Annotated in this window: 24 protein-coding genes and 2 pseudogenes; 20 read left to right on the top strand and 6 right to left on the bottom strand. The window is 45.0% G+C overall.

What is annotated here, in order from left to right:
• Positions 1 to 208 precede the first annotated feature (208 nt).
• The 7 genes from EI981_RS15880 to EI981_RS29685 all read left to right on the top strand — a co-directional run bounded on the left by EI981_RS15880 (position 209) and on the right by EI981_RS29685 (position 4,668).
• Positions 209 to 868: an ankyrin repeat domain-containing protein gene (locus tag EI981_RS15880; protein WP_127004741.1), complete on the top strand. Its 660-nt coding sequence runs from the start codon at positions 209 to 211 to the stop codon at positions 866 to 868.
• A gap of 167 nt (positions 869 to 1,035) precedes the next feature.
• The gene (locus EI981_RS15875; RefSeq protein ID WP_126999739.1) at positions 1,036 to 1,665 is read left to right on the top strand and encodes a TetR/AcrR family transcriptional regulator; all 630 of its coding nucleotides are present in this window, start codon (positions 1,036 to 1,038) and stop codon (positions 1,663 to 1,665) included.
• Between the two features lie 31 nt (positions 1,666 to 1,696).
• Positions 1,697 to 2,248, top strand: coding sequence for a GNAT family N-acetyltransferase (locus tag EI981_RS15870; protein WP_127004739.1), 552 nt, complete (start codon positions 1,697 to 1,699; stop codon positions 2,246 to 2,248).
• A 150-nt stretch (positions 2,249 to 2,398) separates the two neighbouring features.
• Positions 2,399 to 2,899, top strand: coding sequence for a hypothetical protein (locus tag EI981_RS15865; protein WP_126999737.1), 501 nt, complete (start codon positions 2,399 to 2,401; stop codon positions 2,897 to 2,899).
• Between the two features lie 58 nt (positions 2,900 to 2,957).
• Positions 2,958 to 3,866: a DUF4261 domain-containing protein gene (locus EI981_RS15860; protein WP_126999735.1), complete on the top strand. Its 909-nt coding sequence runs from the start codon at positions 2,958 to 2,960 to the stop codon at positions 3,864 to 3,866.
• A gap of 321 nt (positions 3,867 to 4,187) precedes the next feature.
• Positions 4,188 to 4,412: a hypothetical protein gene (locus EI981_RS29690; RefSeq protein WP_227011456.1), complete on the top strand. Its 225-nt coding sequence runs from the start codon at positions 4,188 to 4,190 to the stop codon at positions 4,410 to 4,412.
• Positions 4,413 to 4,470: 58 nt separating this feature from the next.
• Entirely contained in the window at positions 4,471 to 4,668 is a 198-nt protein-coding gene (locus tag EI981_RS29685) for a hypothetical protein (protein ID WP_227011455.1), read from the top strand.
• Between the two features lie 170 nt (positions 4,669 to 4,838).
• On the opposite strand, the gene EI981_RS15850 is transcribed toward EI981_RS29685, so the two are convergent.
• Positions 4,839 to 5,414 (bottom strand): dihydrofolate reductase family protein, encoded by a 576-nt coding sequence (locus EI981_RS15850; protein ID WP_126999733.1) that lies wholly within the window; start codon positions 5,412 to 5,414, stop codon positions 4,839 to 4,841.
• Between the two features lie 161 nt (positions 5,415 to 5,575).
• A pseudogene (locus EI981_RS15845) lies at positions 5,576 to 5,728 on the bottom strand (IS1595 family transposase); the annotation flags it as partial.
• 408 nt (positions 5,729 to 6,136) lie between these two features.
• Between EI981_RS15845 and EI981_RS30265 the strand changes: the two are divergent.
• The 9 genes and pseudogenes from EI981_RS30265 to EI981_RS15805 all read left to right on the top strand — a co-directional run bounded on the left by EI981_RS30265 (position 6,137) and on the right by EI981_RS15805 (position 13,411).
• Positions 6,137 to 6,478, top strand: coding sequence for an alpha/beta fold hydrolase (locus EI981_RS30265; RefSeq protein WP_127004737.1), 342 nt, complete (start codon positions 6,137 to 6,139; stop codon positions 6,476 to 6,478).
• A 404-nt stretch (positions 6,479 to 6,882) separates the two neighbouring features.
• Positions 6,883 to 7,643 (top strand): annotated as a pseudogene (locus EI981_RS15835) (DUF2935 domain-containing protein).
• A 224-nt stretch (positions 7,644 to 7,867) separates the two neighbouring features.
• On the top strand, positions 7,868 to 8,029 hold the full coding sequence (locus EI981_RS29050) for a hypothetical protein (RefSeq protein WP_162616194.1): 162 nt from the start codon (positions 7,868 to 7,870) through the stop codon (positions 8,027 to 8,029).
• Between the two features lie 594 nt (positions 8,030 to 8,623).
• Entirely contained in the window at positions 8,624 to 9,607 is a 984-nt protein-coding gene (locus EI981_RS15830; protein WP_126999731.1) for an aldo/keto reductase, read from the top strand.
• Between the two features lie 139 nt (positions 9,608 to 9,746).
• On the top strand, positions 9,747 to 10,172 hold the full coding sequence (locus EI981_RS15825) for an SRPBCC family protein (protein ID WP_126999729.1): 426 nt from the start codon (positions 9,747 to 9,749) through the stop codon (positions 10,170 to 10,172).
• Positions 10,173 to 10,174: 2 nt separating this feature from the next.
• The gene (locus EI981_RS15820) at positions 10,175 to 10,510 is read left to right on the top strand and encodes an ArsR/SmtB family transcription factor (protein ID WP_127004735.1); all 336 of its coding nucleotides are present in this window, start codon (positions 10,175 to 10,177) and stop codon (positions 10,508 to 10,510) included.
• Between the two features lie 152 nt (positions 10,511 to 10,662).
• Positions 10,663 to 11,118: a MarR family winged helix-turn-helix transcriptional regulator gene (locus EI981_RS15815; RefSeq protein WP_126999727.1), complete on the top strand. Its 456-nt coding sequence runs from the start codon at positions 10,663 to 10,665 to the stop codon at positions 11,116 to 11,118.
• 21 nt (positions 11,119 to 11,139) lie between these two features.
• Positions 11,140 to 12,363 (top strand): MFS transporter, encoded by a 1,224-nt coding sequence (locus EI981_RS15810; RefSeq protein ID WP_126999725.1) that lies wholly within the window; start codon positions 11,140 to 11,142, stop codon positions 12,361 to 12,363.
• Between the two features lie 103 nt (positions 12,364 to 12,466).
• Positions 12,467 to 13,411: an alpha/beta hydrolase gene (locus EI981_RS15805; RefSeq protein ID WP_126999723.1), complete on the top strand. Its 945-nt coding sequence runs from the start codon at positions 12,467 to 12,469 to the stop codon at positions 13,409 to 13,411.
• 158 nt (positions 13,412 to 13,569) lie between these two features.
• On the opposite strand, the gene EI981_RS15800 is transcribed toward EI981_RS15805, so the two are convergent.
• The 3 genes from EI981_RS15800 to EI981_RS15790 are packed head-to-tail and all read right to left on the bottom strand — an operon-like array spanning position 13,570 to position 15,372.
• Entirely contained in the window at positions 13,570 to 14,091 is a 522-nt protein-coding gene (locus EI981_RS15800) for a GNAT family N-acetyltransferase (RefSeq protein WP_126999721.1), read from the bottom strand.
• A 36-nt stretch (positions 14,092 to 14,127) separates the two neighbouring features.
• Entirely contained in the window at positions 14,128 to 14,730 is a 603-nt protein-coding gene (locus EI981_RS15795) for a class I SAM-dependent methyltransferase (protein ID WP_126999719.1), read from the bottom strand.
• Positions 14,731 to 14,736: 6 nt separating this feature from the next.
• Complete coding sequence (locus EI981_RS15790) at positions 14,737 to 15,372, bottom strand: TetR/AcrR family transcriptional regulator (RefSeq protein ID WP_193556497.1); 636 nt, start codon at positions 15,370 to 15,372, stop codon at positions 14,737 to 14,739.
• 154 nt (positions 15,373 to 15,526) lie between these two features.
• On the opposite strand from EI981_RS15790, the gene EI981_RS15785 reads away from it, so the two are divergent.
• The 3 genes from EI981_RS15785 (at position 15,527) to EI981_RS15775 (ending at position 17,855) form a co-directional block, all read left to right on the top strand.
• On the top strand, positions 15,527 to 16,252 hold the full coding sequence (locus tag EI981_RS15785) for an ABC transporter ATP-binding protein (RefSeq protein WP_126999715.1): 726 nt from the start codon (positions 15,527 to 15,529) through the stop codon (positions 16,250 to 16,252).
• Positions 16,249 to 17,301: an ABC transporter permease gene (locus tag EI981_RS15780; RefSeq protein ID WP_126999713.1), complete on the top strand. Its 1,053-nt coding sequence runs from the start codon at positions 16,249 to 16,251 to the stop codon at positions 17,299 to 17,301. Before EI981_RS15785 ends, EI981_RS15780 begins: the two co-directional genes overlap by 4 nt.
• A 113-nt stretch (positions 17,302 to 17,414) precedes the next feature.
• Positions 17,415 to 17,855, top strand: coding sequence for an Hsp20/alpha crystallin family protein (locus EI981_RS15775; RefSeq protein WP_126999711.1), 441 nt, complete (start codon positions 17,415 to 17,417; stop codon positions 17,853 to 17,855).
• Between the two features lie 100 nt (positions 17,856 to 17,955).
• On the opposite strand, the gene EI981_RS15770 is transcribed toward EI981_RS15775, so the two are convergent.
• Positions 17,956 to 19,116, bottom strand: a complete 1,161-nt coding sequence (locus EI981_RS15770; protein ID WP_126999709.1) for an MFS transporter — start codon at positions 19,114 to 19,116, stop codon at positions 17,956 to 17,958.
• A 268-nt stretch (positions 19,117 to 19,384) separates the two neighbouring features.
• On the opposite strand from EI981_RS15770, the gene EI981_RS15765 reads away from it, so the two are divergent.
• A complete protein-coding gene (locus tag EI981_RS15765) occupies positions 19,385 to 20,833 on the top strand; it encodes a serine hydrolase domain-containing protein (protein ID WP_126999707.1) in 1,449 nt (482 codons plus the stop codon).
• Positions 20,834 to 20,893: the final 60 nt, after the last annotated feature.

The following is a 20,893-nucleotide window of genomic DNA, read 5'->3' as shown; positions in this document are numbered from 1 at the left end:
TTTAATAATATTATCCGTATGAATATCTTCATGTTAGCATATGGATACGGCATGTGATTTGGGAAGAGGTGAATAGATGTCGATCAGAATCAAATTATTGTTGTCCTTGCAAGTGATACTCATGAAGCGGCAAGGAGGGAAGTCCGCGATTCTGTATGGAATGAGCCTTGTCATCCTGATGCTTATGCTGACAGGTTGCGAGGCGAATATGAACTCCTTGTTATCTAATGAGGAGCAACAAGCAACTCAAGGGGAGAACCAAGAAATGAACAAGTTGAACCGTGATTTATTACAAGCTGTAACAGAAGGTGACCAGGAAGCAGTGAAAAAACGGCTTGCCGAGGGGGCCGATATCGATGCTACAGATCGGGGAGGCCGGACGTCGGCTATGATTGCAGTGCACACCGATCAACTTGAAATGTTTGAACTTCTCGTTGAGCATGGAGCGAATATTAATATCCGGGACGATCGGCTGGACAATCCGTTGCTCTATTCGGGAGCGGAAGGGAAGATGGATTTCCTAAAAGCGGCCATCGCTGCAGGAGCTGATACGACAATTACGAATCGGTTCGGAGGGACGGCACTCATTCCGGCTGCTGATCGCGGGCATGTTGAGATCGTTCGTGAACTGCTTGCAAATTCGGATGTTGATGTGAATCACATCAACAATCTTGGTTGGACCGCTCTATTGGAGGCGATCATTCTTGGCGACGGCGGCAAGGATCATCAACAGATCGTGGATCTACTGATCGCGGGTGGAGCCGATGTGAATCTGGCCGATAACAAAGGAGTGACACCTCTGGAGCATGCCAAGAACCGTGGATACCGTGAGATGATTACTGCTTTAACAAACGCTGGTGCTTCTTAATTAGGAAGGCTTCAGAATGGACAAAATGCTCTCCGAGTTCCGTGGTGGATCGGAGAGCGTTTTTTTTGTAATGGAAGGACATTTCTAATACTTGAAACTATACAGCAGTGTCGGTTATAATATATAAAACCGACATGATTGTATATTTTTTTTGGGGGTGTCTATTTATGGCTCCGAAAGTGAGCGAGGATTACAAGCAGGAACGGAAGCGAGAGCTGCTGAAGGCAGCCAAAAGGGTTTTTATCAAGAAAGGATTCGTCCATACTTCGATGCAGGATATTATGGACGAAGCAGGAGTTTCACGAGGGACCTTTTACGCCTATTTTGACAATATCGATCATGTATTTATGGAGGTTCTGAAATTTGATGATCAACAGATCATACAGTTTTTTGCTCCTCCGGTCGAAGGTTCAGTATGGATGCACATCAAGCACTGGGTGGAGGAGCAGCAGGCTTATATTGAATCGCTTCATGAGACGCTAATTCTGGCGAAGTCGGAGTTTTTCCTCTCATCCCAATATGTGAAGAATAAAGCTTCTTTTCCCTACATAACCGAGCGCTATAGTGAAACTGCTGCAGCTATTGAGCGAGTTATTGAAGCAGGGATGCATTGTGGAGAATTTAGGCCGGAGCTACAGCCTGATGTGATAGCCAGATTTCTTATTTCCTTCATGAACGGCTTAATGCTGGATACCTATCAATTAGGTCCTGAGAGTACCAAGGTTAAGGAGCAGCTAGTAGCTCTTTTGTTCTCGATGGAGCAAATGCTACGTCCAATTCATGAATTAAGATCATAATTTTGATGAAAGAAGAGGAGTGATAGACATGATGCTATTCGAATCAGCACGTGTTAAGTTACGGAAAATGACCACTGACGATACAGCGTTGTACCATACCTGGAGAAATGATCAGGAGATTATGCGATCGACGAACCCTAGTTTAGATGTATACTCCCCCCAGGATACCCAAGCTTTTGTTGAGCATGTCATTTTGGGCTCCACGTCCTCTAAAAGCTATATTTTACTTGAGAAAGAAAGTGAGACTCCGATTGGAGTTCTGGCCTTGGTCAATATCGATTACAAGAACCAGAATTCAGAGTGCATTATTGATATCGGGGAGAAGAAGTATTGGGGCCAGGGCTACGGTTCCGAGGGGATGAAGCTGCTGCTGGGGTATTGCTTCTATGAGATGAATATGCACCGCTTGTCACTTAGAGTGTTCTCGTTCAACGACAGGGCAATCCGTCTGTATAAGAGCTTAGGCTTTCAACAGGAGGGCTTAAGCAAGGAGGTATTATTCAGAGAAGGGAAATGGCATGATATAGTCCATATGGGTCTGCTTCAGCGTGATTATATAGAGATGCAGCAACGATTAGAATAGGGAACTACTACGGCGATCTATCCGATTTATTCAGCGGGGATCGTCTTTTTTCGGCTGACTTGCAGGGGAAAATTGAATATAATGGAAAGGTATTGATAGGGAGATTATTGATATGCTCGGCAGAAGGAGGAAAAGTTAGGAGGTTCGCGGTTGAAGTATATTAAAGCTCAAGGTATTGAGGAACAAGAATATTATTATTTTGAAATTGATGCTGAAATGATCGCCTATCGGCAGGTTACAGTGATGAATGATCGATACAGGGTCTCAATTGCCCCGGATTTCTTCCTGGCGGAAAAGGAGATCGAACCCTTCGAAGGTGATGAGGAGATCTCTCAGGAGCAGTTCAATGAAATTTGGGACAAGTCTGTAGCACCTTATAGGGTGGACTGGGAGCAGGTCAAGCAGAATTACGCACGCGGTACAGTTGTTAGCGGTTCTATTATGATGTTCTATCCACAAGGAGCGATTATACAGCTAAGCGATACAGCCTATGCGATTGCTGATACCGCAGAGTTAAGGACCCATACGAAGTCGGAGCTGATGTATCCAGGCTATCAGGTACAGGGAACTGTTACAGGCTATGATGACAACAATTTCTGGCTCATGCTGGCTCATTGCACTGTATCTGACGAGGGAGTGACGGGGAGCTAGGCTGCGAACATGGACGAAGAATATTTCAAAATATGAGTGATACAAGGGGATGAATGATATGAATGAAATGCTGAATGAAGAGAATGATCTTGGCTTTGCACGTGTCTATGCTGTTGAACTAAAGTTCAAGCAGGAGCCGAAGCTGGATCGGGATTTACTTTATAAGAAAATGGAGCTTTACACAGGCAGGACAAGCATGCCGGAAGCGGAAGAATCCGCGGCCGAGGAGCTTGCCGTGTGGGAGGCTAATGAGGAATATGAGGGAACGCTGCTACATTTTTTTCATCTGAACTATATGGTTCAATATACGGAAGGAGAACTGCCGGCTCAGACCAGCTTGATGAATATCGAACATCGCCCGGCCGAGGATTACAACACAGCGCTGCAGCAGTCCTGGCATTGGCAGGAAGCCGCTGAAACCTTGGAGCAATGCAATCATACTTTGTTATTGGTAGACATGATGGCTGCAGGGTTAGAGCCTCAATCACGGCTGCAGCTGTTTAGCGGTGCGCTTCGTGCGGTTCTGGAGGCCTGCCCTTGTGACGCGATATACTTCCGTGAGAGCGATAAGCTGCTTGAGCCTAACGAATACCTGTCTGCTGTAGAGCAAGGCAATTTACTATATGGCGCGTTAAATATCCGGTTCTATAATGTGGAAGGAACCGGTAGCGGAAGAGCAGAGGGACTCATGGATTCGGTGGGGCTGGCAGCGCTGGGGATTCCCGACGTGCAATGTCATTATTTTGATCTGGAACCAAATGAGGTTGCTGAGCAACTGGGAAATATCGCTTACTATCTATATAATCAGGGCGATATCATTAAGGACGGAGAGACGATTGGGATTAGCGAAGATATGCGTTGGCGGTGTGAGCATCAATACTCACTGGTAGAACCTCGCCGTGTCGTGATCGATCTTGATCCAGGAGAGCCTTATTATGCCGGTAGACAGGGCAGCCAAGAAGAATAATTATTTGGCTTGAATGAAAACGTTTTTTTATATAAATAGGAGAGATAGAAACGGAAAGACCCCTATAACCTGGCCGGGCTCGGGGGTCTGTGCGGATGGTCTTTTTTGGCTCTGGATTTCCTTCATTTCTTCCTTCTTAAAAAGCCAAAGCAACAGCAAGTGCAACAGCGATAGCAACCCAAACACCCATGTTCATAAGCAATCTTACTCCTTAGCCTATTCTATGTCATATTCGACTTTCAGACGGTCTCCGAAATGCTCATCAACAACCATTTCTCTTGACATTATAGCATAAAGGGGAATGAGGGGAATGGCGGTGGCATGGGAACAGGGGGAGCTTTTTCCGAGGCATCTGAGCAGGAGATCCAGCGAACTAAATTCCTGCTCGGCAAATATAAAGAAATGACTATGCTTATGCAGGATTTTGAAGGATATGAACGGGAATTGAAGCAGGTGGCCATTGATGGAGAAGTGGCACGCCGCATCGACCAGGAAGACCTTCATGCGGATAAGACGGCAAATGCAACGATTATGATCGAAAAGTAGCACTGGGTATATCAGCGGTACCAATTCTACACTCAGCAGCTCCGGAGGGGCATTCAGCTTGATTCAAGACGATGATGAAAGGAAGGCTGTCGATTACAGGTACATGCAGCGTTACTCTTACAAGGAAACGCTGCTGTTTTATCGGCATGGTCTAAGTGACAGCACTATTCGCCGGAAGATAGCTGATGGCACCGAGAGCATGGCAAATACGTTAAAATTGATGGGGTTCTTTAAGCAGAATGATGCGGAGTTTTAAGTAAAAAACGGCAAACTAAGATGGTAAATATAGTCTTAGACTGCCGCTTTTTTATTAAGGCTATGTTAAATTCTAATGTTGATTTGTGACCATAAGAAAACCGCCTTTGTGAAAAGGCGGTTAATTGAGCTATCGTCTCCCGTTAGCGTAATCACCTATAAGTGACAAGGTCATCTTACCGTCTGGTAAACGAGACCTATAGCTCCAGAATCAAAGGTCTTGTTTTCGATTAGTTTAAGATTGATCTTCTCCTTGAGACCTTGGAATAACGGCAATCCCCTACCGATCAGAACGGGAGAAACCGTAATTTTATACTCATCAATTAAATCAAGCTGCATAAGGTGGTGTGCGAGCCTAGGACTGCCGAGGATGACCATATCCTTGCCTGGCTGCTGCTTGAGGTTCTTGATCTCTTCCTCGACATCTTCTTTCACCAGTCTGGAATTGTTCCATTCGACTTTCTCCAGCGTCGTGGAAAAAACGATTTTGGCTGTCTTTTCGATCCACTCGGCATGATTCCGTTCATGCTGCGAAGCTGATGGGTTCGAAGGCACAGATGGCCAGTAACTGTGCATCATCTGATAAGTCCCACGTCCCCAAATGACAGTGTCGGTAGTACTCAGAATTTCTTCCGCGTGTTTCTCCAAATCAGCATCGTAGGAAACCCAGCCAATGTCCATTTCACCGTTTGGCCCTTCAACAAAACCGTCAAGCGAAGCGTGTAAAAATAGAACGAGTTTTCTCATTTTAAGTTCTCCTTTGTTCATGAGGGATATCTACATTAACTATATTATAGGACATCTCAGCTTGGGTTGTTTCTTATGGATTGCTAAGCACAATTTGACCAACATATTTTTCTTATTCGATGAGGTATTCTCATATTCCTTGTTGTCTATATAACGGAACCAAGCCCATCTTTGTGCTTCTGCTCTTGGATTTCGTCAATTGCTCGAACGGGAGCCGACACACCCTTGGTTCGGGATTGCAAAAAGAAGATTAGTTCCTGCTCATCACTATCGTCTAATGTATCAGCAAGCTTTTTTAGCTCCTTTAAATCCATAGACAAATCATCTCCGCACCGAATTGTTAGCTTTATCATAGAACATTCGTTCGTAATTAACAAATATCAACATTAAGATTAACAAAGCTTTTATTAAAATAACGTTCTCCGTTAGGCTGCCGCGTTGTTTTTATTCTGCTAAAGTTCCTCGTTTGTTTAATCATTCAAACTTTCGCCAAGCCCTATATGTCGTAATTCAATTGCTCGGTTTAACTGTATTTATTAGCTACTAACGAATGAGCTGATTCCTAATCTAGACATTTGATTAAGGTATCATAAATTGACTATGAAATATTACTGTGGAATCATAAAGTAGGGTGATGAAATGAAGAAGCTAATAAGTATAGAAAATACGAATGTTCGACTGCTAATAGAGGAGTTGACTCATTTTCTGCGCAGTATAAATTAATTCGATATGATCTACGGGGATATGGTCTTTCCAGCACACCAAACTCTCCCTTCTCCAATGTAAATGATTTAAAAGCGTTGATTGATTCCTTGAAACTTCAAAACGTTACTTTAGTGGGTTCTTCCATGGGTGGCAGCGTTGCTACAGACTTTACTCTCACTTATCCTCATCTAGTCAAAGCTCTTATTTTAGTTTCACCCTCCATAAACGGTAATTCTTATCCTTTGAAAATGATGTGGCAAGGAACAAAAAATTATATTAATCTTCAACATAATCCTCAAAAACTGATCAGATCATTTTTCCGGATACCCTGTTTTTTAACTATCTTTCCCGTATGCTAATAACCTGTATCCGATCTAGTAAATTGAGTACAACCTGAGCGTAAATTGACTCTAACTTGAGCACCACATGAAGGTTTTCCCGTGATAGTATGTAAGCATAGAAAAAGGCGAGAATGACACGCACGGCTGCAAGAATGCGGTAAATGACCGGGGCGTAACTCTTCTCGTTTTTTCTGTTTATTACAAAGCTTTAGAGGGATGATTTTCCTACCTCAGATGGAATTTATTTGAGATATCTTGATTTTATTTTCCACATAGCATGTTGAAACATGTTATCCCCATATACTCTGATATCAAGCCACTATTGATAGTTGTCTTATTTAGTGTGCTGAAAGGTGGGATATGATTTGTCGGATCCTTTTGTGGTCAGATCATTAGACGAAATACGTTTTTGGTCACGCATTATGAAAGAACATTCCTTTTTTCTTCGACTAGGATTTAGGTGTGAAGACACACAGTTAATTAATGAAGCTAATCAATTTAATGCAATCTTTGAAGATATTGAAAGAAGATCATATTCTTTTCAAGCAGATACTGATCCCCAAACAATTAGACAGTTTAATTCAGAAGTCCACAATGCCGCTGTACACATCTGGGCATTTAAGAGAAAGGTACTTGGGCTTATACTACGGTGTCAACTTCCTGGGGGAACAAATTTCCCTCTGCTAGTAGATCATATTAGCCGAGAAGCAAGATACTTTAAAAATCGGCTAGAGGACTCAATAACGGAACACTTGAACCATTACCTGATGCGATTATCGATGAAAATGTTTTTTTTCTAAAAATCATGGCTGACCATGCAAAATTTATAGGTCATTTACTTGATCCATCCGAGCGAAAATTAGTGGAACAAGCAAGGGAGTTTAGCCAAGATTTTGATACACTGATGTATCAAGCTATTGACTTAAGTTCCATGCGCCCACAATCGCAAACCCATCCATTACTAAGTCAATTTGTTGATGAAAACCGCGTTTCAGTCAAATCATTGCGCGATTTTAAAAAGACTGCACGAGACTTAATTGAGGAGTGTCGAATCAAAAGCATCATTCACCCTTTATTAGCAGATCACGTATTTCGTGAAGCCGAACGATTCTTATTTATTCTTGACATGTTTGATCGGTCATTGTCTGGCATGAAGGTTAATAAGAAAGAAATCATGCATTAATATAAGGGAGACAAAACCTTTACATCTTATGTATTATTTCAATTAGGCAGGAGTAAGACGCATTGAGAATTGTGGTTTTCCAGTGATAGGATGTAACGAAAAAGGCGGGATGATACGCACGGCTGCATGAATGCAGCGTTAAACCGGGCGTAACTCTTCTCGCCTTAAATTTTAGTTATCCTTTTTTAATACTATCTTTGAGGAGTATCTTGATCTCTCATCATATGATGATAATGGTAATGGTGGTGATGGTGGACGTGGTGTTGAACATGTTGATGATGACCAAAGGTATGAAAATGGGGATGCATCATATGTTCATGGCCGTGATGTGGAAAAAATTGGGGATCAGTATCCCTTTGAATGCTGTACTTTTCTTGATTCATTGATTTTCTCCTTTCGTCTTTTGGCTAATTCATATTATGTCTACGAATGATTAGTGACACTTGACCTAAATAAATTGGGCTACATATAGTCACCAATAGGTGGTTAAGTTGCAGGGAAATCCTTCCTAATGAGGTAAAGAGGAAGATGCGCCCCATTCTCGATGATCATGGAAATGGAGCAGATCCAGAGAATTTTGTCTGAATCGTTTCATGGACATAAGTGTGTTACGTAAAAGTTATTTGGTGAATACGAAGATATCGAGATCAGTGGTTTTATCACAACTTTCCAGAATTATCGGCGAGAGATTAAGCTTGCCACTGCTCCAGGGGTTGGCAGTGGATTAGAATAGATGATATTATGTCTGCATTTTGATACGATTAGATCATAACAAAAAAATCACATTTTCGGCGGCTATGCGCGATCATAGATGATTATTTTTTATTTCATATTTCTATTTAATAGGAAGAACTCAATAAAAATGAACAACAACGATAGCCAAAGGCTATACCTATGATATACACTGGATATGATTACTGTGTGGGAGCGCGTTCACGGACAAGCTCTCTGATATCGATAGATCAGGGGAGGGGTTACCGATGAAATACCGGCAGTTGGGCAATACCGATTTGAAAGTCAGTGAAGTAAGCTTCGGAACCTGGGGAATCGGAGGAGACTGGGGTAGTTCTGATGATTCGGACGCTCTCCGCGGTTTGGAGACGGCGATGGAGCAAGGAGTCAACTTCTTCGATACTGCAGACGTATACGGGGGTGGACATGCCGAAGAACTGCTTGCCAAAGCGACGAAGGGCAAAGAAGATGAGATTCATATTGCGACGAAATTTTGCCGTGCTGGCGATATTCATGACCTGAACACCTATTCAGAGGTATCGATCCGTAGCTTTTGTGAGAATAGTCTGAAGCGGCTGCAGCGGGAGCGGATTGATCTGTATCAAATTCACTGCCCTCCGTTTGCGATTCTTAAAGATGGACAAGTCTTCGAAGTATTGGATAAGCTTAAAGCTGAAGGCAAAATCCGTCATTACGGTGTTAGTGTGGAGACGGTTGAAGAAGGACTGTTCTGTGTAGACGTTCCCGGAGTGTCTGCGTTGCAGGTCATCTTTAACCTGTTCCGTCAAAAACCGGCAGAGGAATTGTTCCCGGCAGCCTATAAAGCGGGTGTAGGACTGCTTGTACGCCTTCCGCTCGCAAGCGGATTATTGACTGGAAAATTCAAGGTAGACACGACATTCAGCTCGAATGACCATCGCAATTTCAACGCGAATGGCGAGGCTTTTAACGTTGGCGAGACCTTCGCTGGCTTACCGTTCGCCAAAGGGGTAGAGCTTGCGAATGGCTTGTCCTGGATCGCTGAAGGACGGGGGGACATGGCCCGCGCTTCTATGCGTTGGATTCTGGATCACCAAGAAGTCAGCTGCGTGATTCCTGGCTTCAAGAACGTGAAGCAGGTTGAAGATAATTTGGGCGCTTTGAATGTACCGTCATTCAGCCCGGAGGAACTGGAACGTCTGCGTAAGTATTACGAGAACGAAGTAGCGGAGCATATCCGCGGAGTTTATTAATAAATTGTTTGATAAGGCCGTATCCTACTGATGAAGGATGTGGCCTTTTTTTGGAATTTGACACGAAACCTATTGGTTTCGTATAATGCTAATTAGAAACCAAACAGTTTCCTAATTTGAAAGGAGTTATACACTTTATATGGACAACAATATGGATCAGAAATTGCCGGATATTCGCCATTCCGTTTTGGTAAATGCCCCGATCAGCAAAGTATGGAGTGCCGTTTCTACAGCAGACGGGCTGTCTGCCTGGTTCATGCCTAATGATCTTGAAGCGGTCGTAGGGCATGAGTTCCAATTGAACGCAGGACCGTTCGGACTTTCTCCTTGCAAAGTGACTTTAGTAGAGGAGCCGAATCGTCTGTCCTTCAATTGGGGCAAGGATTGGACACTGACCTTTGAATTGTCTGACAGAGAAGAGCAGACGGAAGTGACGGTGATTCATAGTGGCTGGAGTGCGGACCAGTTGACAGAATTTGGACAGCCACATACCGTGATTCGTGGCAATATGGATGGTGGCTGGAGCGGTCTGGTTATCAAGCTGAAGACGCATCTTGAGGATTAATGATGGAAGCGGCCAGGAATAAGCAGGATGTCTTTCAGGCCGTCGCTGATCCGACTCGCCGCGAATTACTTAGCATCTTGGGGGATCAAGAGCTGCCCTTGAAAGAACTGACCAGGCACTTTGCGATGAGCCGTACCGCAGTCTCCAAGCATCTGCATGTTTTAGCAGATGCGGGGCTGGTTCAGGAACGGAAGGTCGGCCGAGAGACTCGCTATCGCTTGAATACAGACCCATTATTCGAGTTGAAGCGTTGGCTATCGTACTTCGACCGCTTCTGGGATAACAAGCTGTCCCAATTGAAATATTATGTAGAATCGGACTCGAGTGACGAACAATAATGAGACCGATATCGAGAGTTTAAGCCCGTCGCTTTTTGTGAAGCGACGGGTTTTTTGAATTATTTTCCTGAAAATAACTTCCATTGACAAAGAATAGTTGCTTATCATATAGTTGTTATGACAATTATATGAACTGATATGAGGTGAACGGAATGCCAACAAAAGCCGAGCGGGAAATTATTCCTACCTTAGGTTTCACGATGGGCGTGACTTATCGCAAATTATCGATGTACTTGCAGCATCGCTTGAAGCCATTCGATATCACTCCAGAGCAGTGGTCGGTATTGCTCGAGATTGATAGTGCTGAAGGGCTGATACAGAAGGAGATTGCTGAACGGACGAGCAAGGATCATCCTACGACGACACGTATTCTGGATCAACTGGAGAGCAAGGGGCTTGTTTACAAGCAAAAGGGCAAGCAAGATCGACGTTCCTATCTGGTGTTCAGCACAGAGAAGGCTAAGCCAATCATTGAAGCGGGTAAAGGCTATGAACAGGAAATGAGAAGTGAACTTCTGGAATGTGTAACTGAACAGGAGTATGAGCTAATGATGGGGCTTCTTGATCGTATTGATCATCACTTCAGTGGAGTTAACAAGGATTTTTAAATAGAGAAAGTGGGAGAGATCATGTTACTGGAAGATCAGGAACGATTGTGGACGAAATCCTTTATTTCGTTAACGATTTGTTCTTTTTTGATGTTTTTGAACTTGCAGATGTTGTTGTCTACTTTTCCGGCATACGTAAAAAATGAATTTCATGCTGGAGATTTTCAGGTTAGTCTGGTGACCAGCGTATTTGCTGCATCAGCGATTATTGCGAGGTTTCTGACGGCTGGGCTCATCAAAAGTGTGCCGCGCGATAAGCTGCTCTACGTTGGGCTCATTATCGCAACGATAACGACCGGCATTTACTCGCTAGCTGAAAGTTTTGGTGGCTTGCTAACGATGCGCGTAGGCTTTGGTCTGGGCTTCGGAATATCTAGTACGATATTACCAACCCTAGCATCGCAGATCATCCCGGTCAGTCGAATGGGAGAGGGCATCGGGTATTTTGGCTTATCGAGCAGTTTAGCTATGTCATTCGGGCCGATAGTAGGATTGAACGTTATGAGAACATACGGATTTAGTAAGTTAACGATCGTAGCTACACTTACCGTCGTCTTGATCCTGCCCATTTTACTGTTCTCCCGTGCAGTATCAAAACCGTCTGTTCACGTTCACGGTCAGAATAAGGCCGCCAAGCAGTCCAGTGGCAAGCAAGTCAAACCGAAGTTCAATCATAAAATGTGGTTCCCCGCTCTACTGAATGCAATTCTATGCATTACCTATAGCGGTCTGCTTGGATTCATCGCATTGTTCGGTCAGTTTATTCATCTGGAACAGGTCGGTTTGTTCTTCTTGTTCAACGTAATTACCATCGTCATTGTTCGCCCGATATCAGGTCGGCTCTTTGACCGTAGAGGACATGCGGCAGTTCTTATTCCGGCAGCGATTTTTGTCGTCGCTAGTATGACGGTACTCTCCTATACAAGGTCATTGCCGCTATTGATCGTATCCGCGCTGTTATACGGACTCGGCTTCGGCGCGATTCAACCGACGCTTCAGGCTTGGATGATCCGCACCTCTACACCGGAGCAATATGGAACGGCCAACAGTATGTTCTATAATTCAACGGATTTTGGGGTCGCCATTGGCTCCATTATCCTGGGTCTTATCGCTTCATTTAGCAACTATTCCGTAATGTACCGCTATTCAGCCGGATTTATGATCTTGTTCCTATTGTTGTACTGCATGGTTCAGTTTGGGCTAAGATCGAAGAAGCGCGTGCGGTCGGCGAACTTAGAAGGCTGAGGCTAACATTGAATGCTCCCCATAATCTTTGTTATATTTAAGTTGCCACGATGAAGACCATATTCGTCGTATTACTTAAATTAGGGAGCGATTCAAAGACAGGATGACTATCGTAATTATAGCCATAATTGTACTATTATTGATCCTATTTACTATCACAAGCTTCTATTTCTATCGTGTTGCAATTGCGCGGACGACGAAGGAATTCATGAACGATAGTCCGGACTTGCAGCCGAGTGTTCTATCAGAAGCCGCCAACGAGTTCCTGAATGAGGACCGGGAATGGTGGAAGAATCAGAGCTTTGAGGTCTGGGAAATGGATTCGAACGACGGGATTCACCTACATGCTTATTATTTGGCAGCCCGCGAGCATTCAGGCAAGACGGCGATCATCGCGCATGGCTATTCTGGCAGTGCTATGGAGATGAGCGGCTTCGCTAAGCTGTACTATGAGCGGCTAGGTTATAATATCCTGCTTCCGGATGGCAGAGCGCATGGGCAGAGCGGAGGCCATTATATCGGCTTTGGCTGGCCGGAGCGCAAGGATTATCTGAAATGGATTCAGCGTGCTATCGACGTAAATGGAGCGGATACTCAGATCGTCTTGCATGGTGTATCGATGGGCGGAGCTACAGTGATGATGACGAGCGGGGAGAAGCTGCCCGCTAATGTGAAGGCGGTTGTGGAGGATTGCGGTTATACGTCGGTGAAGGACGAGCTATCTTTCCAATTGAAGCGGATGTATCATCTGCCAGCATTTCCAATACTGCACGCCACAAGTCTGTTAACGAAGCTGCGGGCCGGATACTTCTTCGGAGAGGCGTCAGCCTTGAAGCAAGTAAGGAATTCGCAGACCCCAACGCTGTTCATTCATGGCGATAATGACATGTTTGTTCCAACCGAGATGGTACATACCGTTTATGAGAACAGTCCGGTGGAGAAAGAGCTGTACATCGTTCCGGGAGCGGGACATGCCGAAGCATACCGCGTGAATCAGGAGCAATATGAGATGGTAGTGGCCCGCTTTATCGGGCGTTTTGTAAAGTAAAATAATCAAAAGGCTCAGGTCTGTAAGCTTATCAATACCTAAATTAAAAAAAGGTTAGTAAATTAAAGGGCATAACATATTAGATATACCTAATATGTTATGCCCTTTGTTATTCAACTAACGCACCCGTTAGCATAATAAAATCACTAAGTCCATTACTACAAATCGGAGGGTAACATACCATATACAATACTATCTGTCCATTCATTTTTATTCCAAAAATCTTGTATAAAATGGGCTTCCTTTCTCATGCCTATTCGTTCACACAATTTTTGTGAAGCTGTATTACGTGCATCAAGATTAGCTTGTATACGATGTACATTAAATTCATCAAATAATTTAAATACCAAACTACTTACTGCTTCTGTAGCCAAACCTCTCCCAGCTACTCCATTTGAAAAACTATAACCAATCTCAACAGTGTCTTTCATATCTGTGTACCATACGGATAGATCACCCACTACTTTAGTCTTGTATATAACTGCCAAGCTTAATATTGATTCTTTAGTGAGTACATTGTTTGCTAGCTTCTTATTAAATCTTTTATGCATATCTTCATGAGTCCACTTATTATGTAATAGGAACTTACATGTATCATCATTATTATAAATAGCAAATACATCCTGTAAATCAGTACTCTTAAAAGGTCTAATTATTAATCTTTCTGTTGTGATTTCCAAGTTAGCTCGTCTCCCTTACATTCATTAATAGCTTCATCAAGTTCGCGCCCAAATCAGATGAATCATACCGCCCCAATGCCGCTCCATTCGTTCGATTTGTAGGCTAGAATCTTTGACCATCTGAACGATGTCACGGTTCCAGTGGCAGCCGGATATTTTGCGGGCGATTGGATTGACAACGTGCTGGGCCGATTGCAACAAGATATTGCTTCCAAGCCCATGTTCCATCAGGCGGATCTGCCCGCCAGGCCGGCACCATCGCTTAATATTGCGGAGAACCTGTACCGGATCGTCATAGCCGCATAAGGAGAGGGTAGATACAATGCCATCGAAGGATTGCCCAGGAAGCTGCAATTTTTCTATATCGCTCTCGATAAAATTAACCTGCATTTGCAGCTCATCTGCGATTCCGGCTGCACGCTTAAGCATCATTGGGCTGAAGTCCGCCGCGGTTAGACGAACGCTAGTCATATCATAATACGGAAAGTTAGCCCCTGTACCGACGGCGATCTCCAGCACGTCTCCATAGATACCCTCAATAAGATGCTGCCGCCACTCTTTTAGCATCCGTTTACGCGTATTTTCCTCATATAATGCCGACTGTTTATCAAATTTTCGGATCAGCTTCTGCTTATTCATCGCGACTTACCTCCGATCAGTAACTTGCTTGGAATCTTTGATCACACCTGCTGCATATAGAGGGCCGCGAGCGGACAGCTTGAACATAATTGATGCGATTTCCTGCGGCGACTCCTGGCGCCCTTGCATCAACCATTCCTGAATAATGCCGAAGTGTGCCGAGGCAATATAAGAGACCAGATAATTCGTCGGTACCAGCGCATTTTCTTTACGGATGAACGGAACCACATTTTTCTCAAATAAATGCTCGGACATCATTTTTCTAAGCAGTGCATGAAAGGAAGGGTCTCCCTTGGGACCGAGAATCGTCTTCAGGAAGTCGGCATGTTCGCCCAAATACTCAAATACTCTCACAATTTGCGGCAGAATTTGCTCGATATCTACTAGATCATTCAGAACGACAGGCTTCATCGTGCTTAGGATCCCGATCAGGCCCTGGATCAGTTCTTGCTCGCTTTGCTCCAGAAGATCATATTTATCGCGGTAATGCAGATAGAAGGTCCCACGATTAATCTCCGCCCTTGTTGTAATATCCTTAACTGTCAGCGCATCGAAGCCTTTTTCTTCGATTAGATCAGTGAATGCTGAGCGAATGATGGCTTTTGTACGGAGAACCCGTCGGTCTCTTGATGATTCCATGATTCATTCCTCCAGTTCCAATCAACATTTATTCTAAAGCTGCCGGATAATGATCACTTCCGGTAATTCTGTTTATTGTAGTTGAAATATGCATTGATTATAATTAAATCGCAGAAGATAATCAACGCAGTGTTCATTTATTTGGGAGGCGGAAAAGATGGAGGCTACCGTCAAAGTACAGCAGGTCAGCAAGAGCTTCGGCTCAAAGACCGTGCTGAACAAAGTGGATCTTCAGATGGAAAAGGGGCAAATATACGGGCTGATCGGCCCTTCAGGCGCAGGCAAGACGACGCTTGTTAAAATGATGGTCGGTATGGAACTACCGGATGAAGGAGAAGTTCGAGTGCTGGAGACGAGCATGCCTAGTCTCTCAATGCTTCAGCAGATCGGTTATATGGCACAATCGGATGCTTTATATGGTGAACTTACAGCGGAGGAGAATCTGAGGTTCTTTGCCTCTATGTTCAAAATGACTCGGGCTGAACAGAAGCAGCGAATCGCCTATGCAGCGGATCTGGTGGGTCTCACGGATGAATTAGGGAGCAAAGTGGCCGTCTATTCCGGAGGAATGAAACGCAGATTATCGTTGGCGATTGCATTACTGCATGATCCTTCCGTGCTGATCCTGGATGAACCAACGGTTGGTATTGATCCGGAGCTGAGGCAGTCGATCTGGAAGGAGCTTGTCCGCCTGAAGACTTCTGAACACAAGACGATCATTGTGACGACACATGTGATGGATGAAGCGGATAAGTGTGATCAGCTGGCGATGGTCCGCGAAGGAACCATACTGGCTAACGGTACGCCAGAGCAACTCAAGCAGCAGTATGATGTGGCAAACTTAGAGGAAGTATTCTTGCGAGCAGGGGGCGGTACAGTATGAGAATCAAGGCGCTGATCAGAAGAATTTGCGAACAGATGCTGCGGGATAAGCGGACGTTGGCCTTGCTGTTCTTGGCACCACTGCTCGTCCTGTCGCTAATGCATTATTTATTCAATCACACGGGTAATGCCGCTGATGCAAGCATTGGCGCGGTCGGTCTTCCTTCACAATGGACTACGGTTCTGGAGCAGCAGGGACTTGAGATAACGACCTATGATACAGCGGATCGGGATACCTTAGTCCGAGATAAGCTGGATGCGATCCTTGAAATTCAAAATGGACGGATTCATCTTATTCTCGGAAATAGCGATCCATCCCAATCTAAAGCGTTACAAATGAAGATCGGCCAGGTGACTGAAGCTCTTACCGCAGCGGCTCAGCAAGGCGGAGGAGCTCCAGCAGCTAAGCCGGAACTCACCATAGAGTATGTATACGGCAGCGCAGATACGACCTTTTTTGATACACTAAGTCCCATTCTGATTGGATTTTTTGTCTTCTTCTTCGTGTTCTTGATTTCTGGGATCGGCCTCCTGCGGGAACGAACGACAGGAACTTTGGAGCGATTAATGTCTACTCCAGTACGAAGGGGAGAAGTAATTACCGGCTATTTGGCAGGTTACGGGATCTTCGCTTTTGCCCAAACGGTGATTGTCGTTCTATACTCAACGATGGTTCTTGGCATGAATATGGCCGGATCGATCTGGTATGTACTGTTGACCAACCTGCTGCTGGCCTTTGTAGCATTGTCGCTGGGAATTCTGTTGTCCACCTTCGCTGCCTCGGAGTTCCAAATGGTACAGTTCATCCCGCTCGTCATCATTCCGCAGATCTTCTTTGCTGGTATTTTTCCGTTGGAGCATATGGATGCCTGGGTACAGGTGCTCGCTAGAATTATGCCACTGTATTACGGAGCTGACGCCCTGAAGAGTGTGATGTACAAAGGTTTGGGGTTCGCAGACATTGCAGTGGATTTAGCGGTACTGGTGCTGTTCGCGGCTCTGTTTATTGTTTTAAATATTATAGCTTTGAAAAAATACCGCAAACTCTAGCCTTTATCAGCCAAGTGGAGTTCAAATCACTGGTGTCTATTTGTGGATATTTTACGGGACTTCGGCAACAATAATGGCGAAAATGCCGAATTAGACCAAGGAGGAAATATCTGATGCCATTAGTGCCATATGAACCGTTCCGCCATTTGGATAACATACGCCGCGAGATGGATCAATTCTTCACCCACGATTTCCCATCTATGAAGGGGATGCCACAGCATTTTGGCCAGATGAATGTGGATGTCTACGAGAAAGACGATGAAGTCATTGCCGCTTGCGACATTCCCGGATTGGAGAAGAAAGAAGATGTAATGATTGAAGTGGATCGGAATGTTCTATCCATTAGCGGGTCTGTGAACAAGACGAATGAAGTCAAGGAGGAGCATATGCATCGGCGAGAACGTTATTCCGGACGGTTCCACCGTCTGGTTACACTGCCGGCTAATGTAGCCCCTGAGAATGTCAAAGCCACCTACAAGAACGGAGTATTGGAAGTGCGGATGCACAAGATTGATGGCGATCATCGGAAAAAGGTCGATGTAGAGTTCCATTAGGCGATGTTATCGAAAGGACTGTAAAGCATAAAAAGACGGGTACTTGCCGGATGCACCGGGAGTACCCGTCTTTTTAGTCTCTTTTTTGTAGCTTTATTGTTTATGAAGATGCTTCTTCAGATTTATTTCGGCCGTATTTGCGGTAGAGTACGAGACCGAACAGCATTCCGATTAGCGACAGCGCGGAAATCGTCAGGTACATCGTATGACCGCCAAGAGCTTGGTATAGCGCCCCACCCGCGAAGGAGGCAATAATGCCGGATACACCAAAGAAGAGCAGTGCCAGTACGGTCTGGCCTGTTGCCCTCCACTCTACAGGCACGATTCTGTATAGATATTGAATCGCGGCGGTGTAGAATATAGGGAACGTGAATATCTGCAGAAGCTGAATATACGCGAGCCAGTTCGGGTCCTTGATCCAGGCGGAGATGAAGAAGCGAATGAAATAGAACGCCCCGGCAAAAGCGATGAGGGCCAGTTCCTTATTCTTGCGCAGCCACCAGAAGCTTAACGAGAATACCAGAATTTCGCTTCCCGCCGCCAGGAACCATGCCAGTCCAAGCAGGTCGGGTTTTCCGCCTAGATCTTTAATGTACAGCCCCAGATAGGTGTCATTCATCCTAGCTGGGATGGAGCTTATAAACACGAGAATAAGGAAGAGTAGCGTCTCCTTGTTGCTCAGAAAATTTTTCAGGCTTTTGATCGTTAGCGGCTTGCCCGACACCGGAGCATCCGGCATCAAGAAGGCAACAACCAGGCTGATGAGTCCAAGCGCTGCGAAGGTGATGCCCAGACTACGTGAACCGTATTCTGTCATCAGGAATCCTGCAGCGAGCGACATCACCGCATAGCCTAATGCACCATATGTTCGTAATGAACCGTAGCTTATTCCTTCGGATTCGGCTACACGGAAATTCAAGCTCTCCGTCAGCGGATCGATCGGCATCAGAAAGAAATAGGTCAGCATGACGAATAACAGGATCAGAGGGTAGTTATCTGTACTGTATAGGGAATAGCCAGTTACCGTACAGCAGATTACAAGCAGCAACAGGACTTTACGGATGGTGCGCAATCGGTCGCTGATCATGCCCCATAGCGGTTGGGCAATCAGGGTGATGAAGCCGCCGATGCCGATAATGGTGCCGATCTGCGTCTCGCTCAGCCCTCGGTCGCTGAAATAGAGAGGCAGGAACGGTATGAACATGGACAATAGAGCAAAGAAGAGAAAATTAAATGATTTCACGGTGTAAGCAGATTTCATAAGTTTTATCCTATCCTTTTGAGGTCTGTTTGATATCTATGCCCAGTCTTCGAGTATCAAATCTCGGGCCGATGATATTAAGCTCAGTTTATTATACAGGCAGCATCTGTTCAATAGAAGTTTTCCTGAACCGGGAGCCAATACACGATGTGAATTGTAATAGGATAGATTAGGAAGAGAAGGTATAATGGTAATGATTGGCTGTATTATATGAGGTTCATACATTTGATGGGTTAGGCTAATCACACCCAAGAGGAGAGACGAACGGATGCAAATGACGAAGAGATCATTACCGAGGACTACGCCGGAACAAGTGGGAATAGTGGCACAGCAAATCATTGCTTTTCTGGATGATGTGAGGTTGCATAAGAGCGAACTGCACAGCTTCATGCTGCTGCGGCATGGCCAGGTGGCCGCTGAAGGCTGGTGGGGCCCCTATACGCCAGAGCTGCCTCATATGTTATTCTCATTAAGTAAAAGCTTCACCTCCACGGCGATAGGTATGGCTGTTCACGAAGGCATCATAACATTGGATGACGCGGTTGTTTCATTTTTCCCTGATGATCTGCCGGGGGACGTTTCTGAACATCTCGCCGCGATGCAAATCCGCCATCTGCTAATGATGGGGACAGGACATGATCAAGATACGATGGATGCTCTGATTGCAGCAGAGGATGGCAATTGGGTCAGAGCTTTTCTTGAACTGCCTGTACCGCATGAGCCGGGGACTCATTTTCTGTATAATACCGGGGCTACATATATGCTGTCTGCAATTCTGCTGAAGGCATCGGGACAAAGTCTGATTGATTACTTAACCCCTCGGTTGTTCGAACCGCTTGGGATTCAGGATCCGACATGGGATATTTGCCCACGCGGGATAAATACGGGTGGTTATGGACTGAACGTTACGACGGAAGATATCGCTAAGTTCGGCCAATTATATTTGCAGAAGGGGCTCTGGAACGGTGTACGGATCATTGATGAGGAGTGGATCAATGAGGCGACCAGTAAGCAAATCTCCAATGGCGACGGCGGTGACAGTGACTGGGCGCAAGGCTACGGGTATCAATTCTGGCGTTGCCGTCATGGGATCTATCGCGGAGATGGTGCCTTTGGACAGTTCTGTATAGTCATACCAGAGCAGGATGCTGTTATTGCTATCACGTCAGGGACAGGTGACATGCAGGTCATATTGAACAGCGTCTGGGATCATCTATTGCCAGGCTTCCTGCCTGATCCAGTTGCGGCAGATGAGAGCTCGGTCGCGCTGAGCGAATATCTTGCCAAGTTGCAACTTGAGGTTCCACAGCTCAGAAGCGAATCGATGCTGGAAGCTCAAGTCAGTGGAAAAAGATACGAAATCGAACAGGATCAGATGGAGCAAGCTCCGTTCCCATTGAAGGACCTGCGTATCGAATTCGATAAAGATTCCGCACGACTGAATCTTAAGCTGGAAAGTGAAGATAGCCTCACATTGGGACGGGAGCATTGGCTAACTGAATCGACGATAACTATAGAGGGTAAAGATACTCGCATCGCTGGAAGCTTCACTTGGAAATCTTATTACGAGCTTGTATTAACGCTGCAGGCGATTGAGACTCCTTTCTGTGTCACACTAGAGGTTCATTTTGTCGATGATGCCATAACTATTCATTCGAGATATAATGTCGGCTGGGATAAGGTTATTACGGTGCATGGAAGAACAGTAGATGAATAAATAAGTGGTAAGCCCGTTTGGAAGCTGATAAGCTTCTGGCGGGCTTTAATTTTCCAGAAA

The organism is Paenibacillus lutimineralis (assembly GCF_003991425.1).
GTDB classification, from domain to species: Bacteria; Bacillota; Bacilli; order Paenibacillales; family Paenibacillaceae; genus Fontibacillus; species Fontibacillus lutimineralis.
This window is presented reverse-complemented; position numbering and strand designations above follow the sequence as displayed.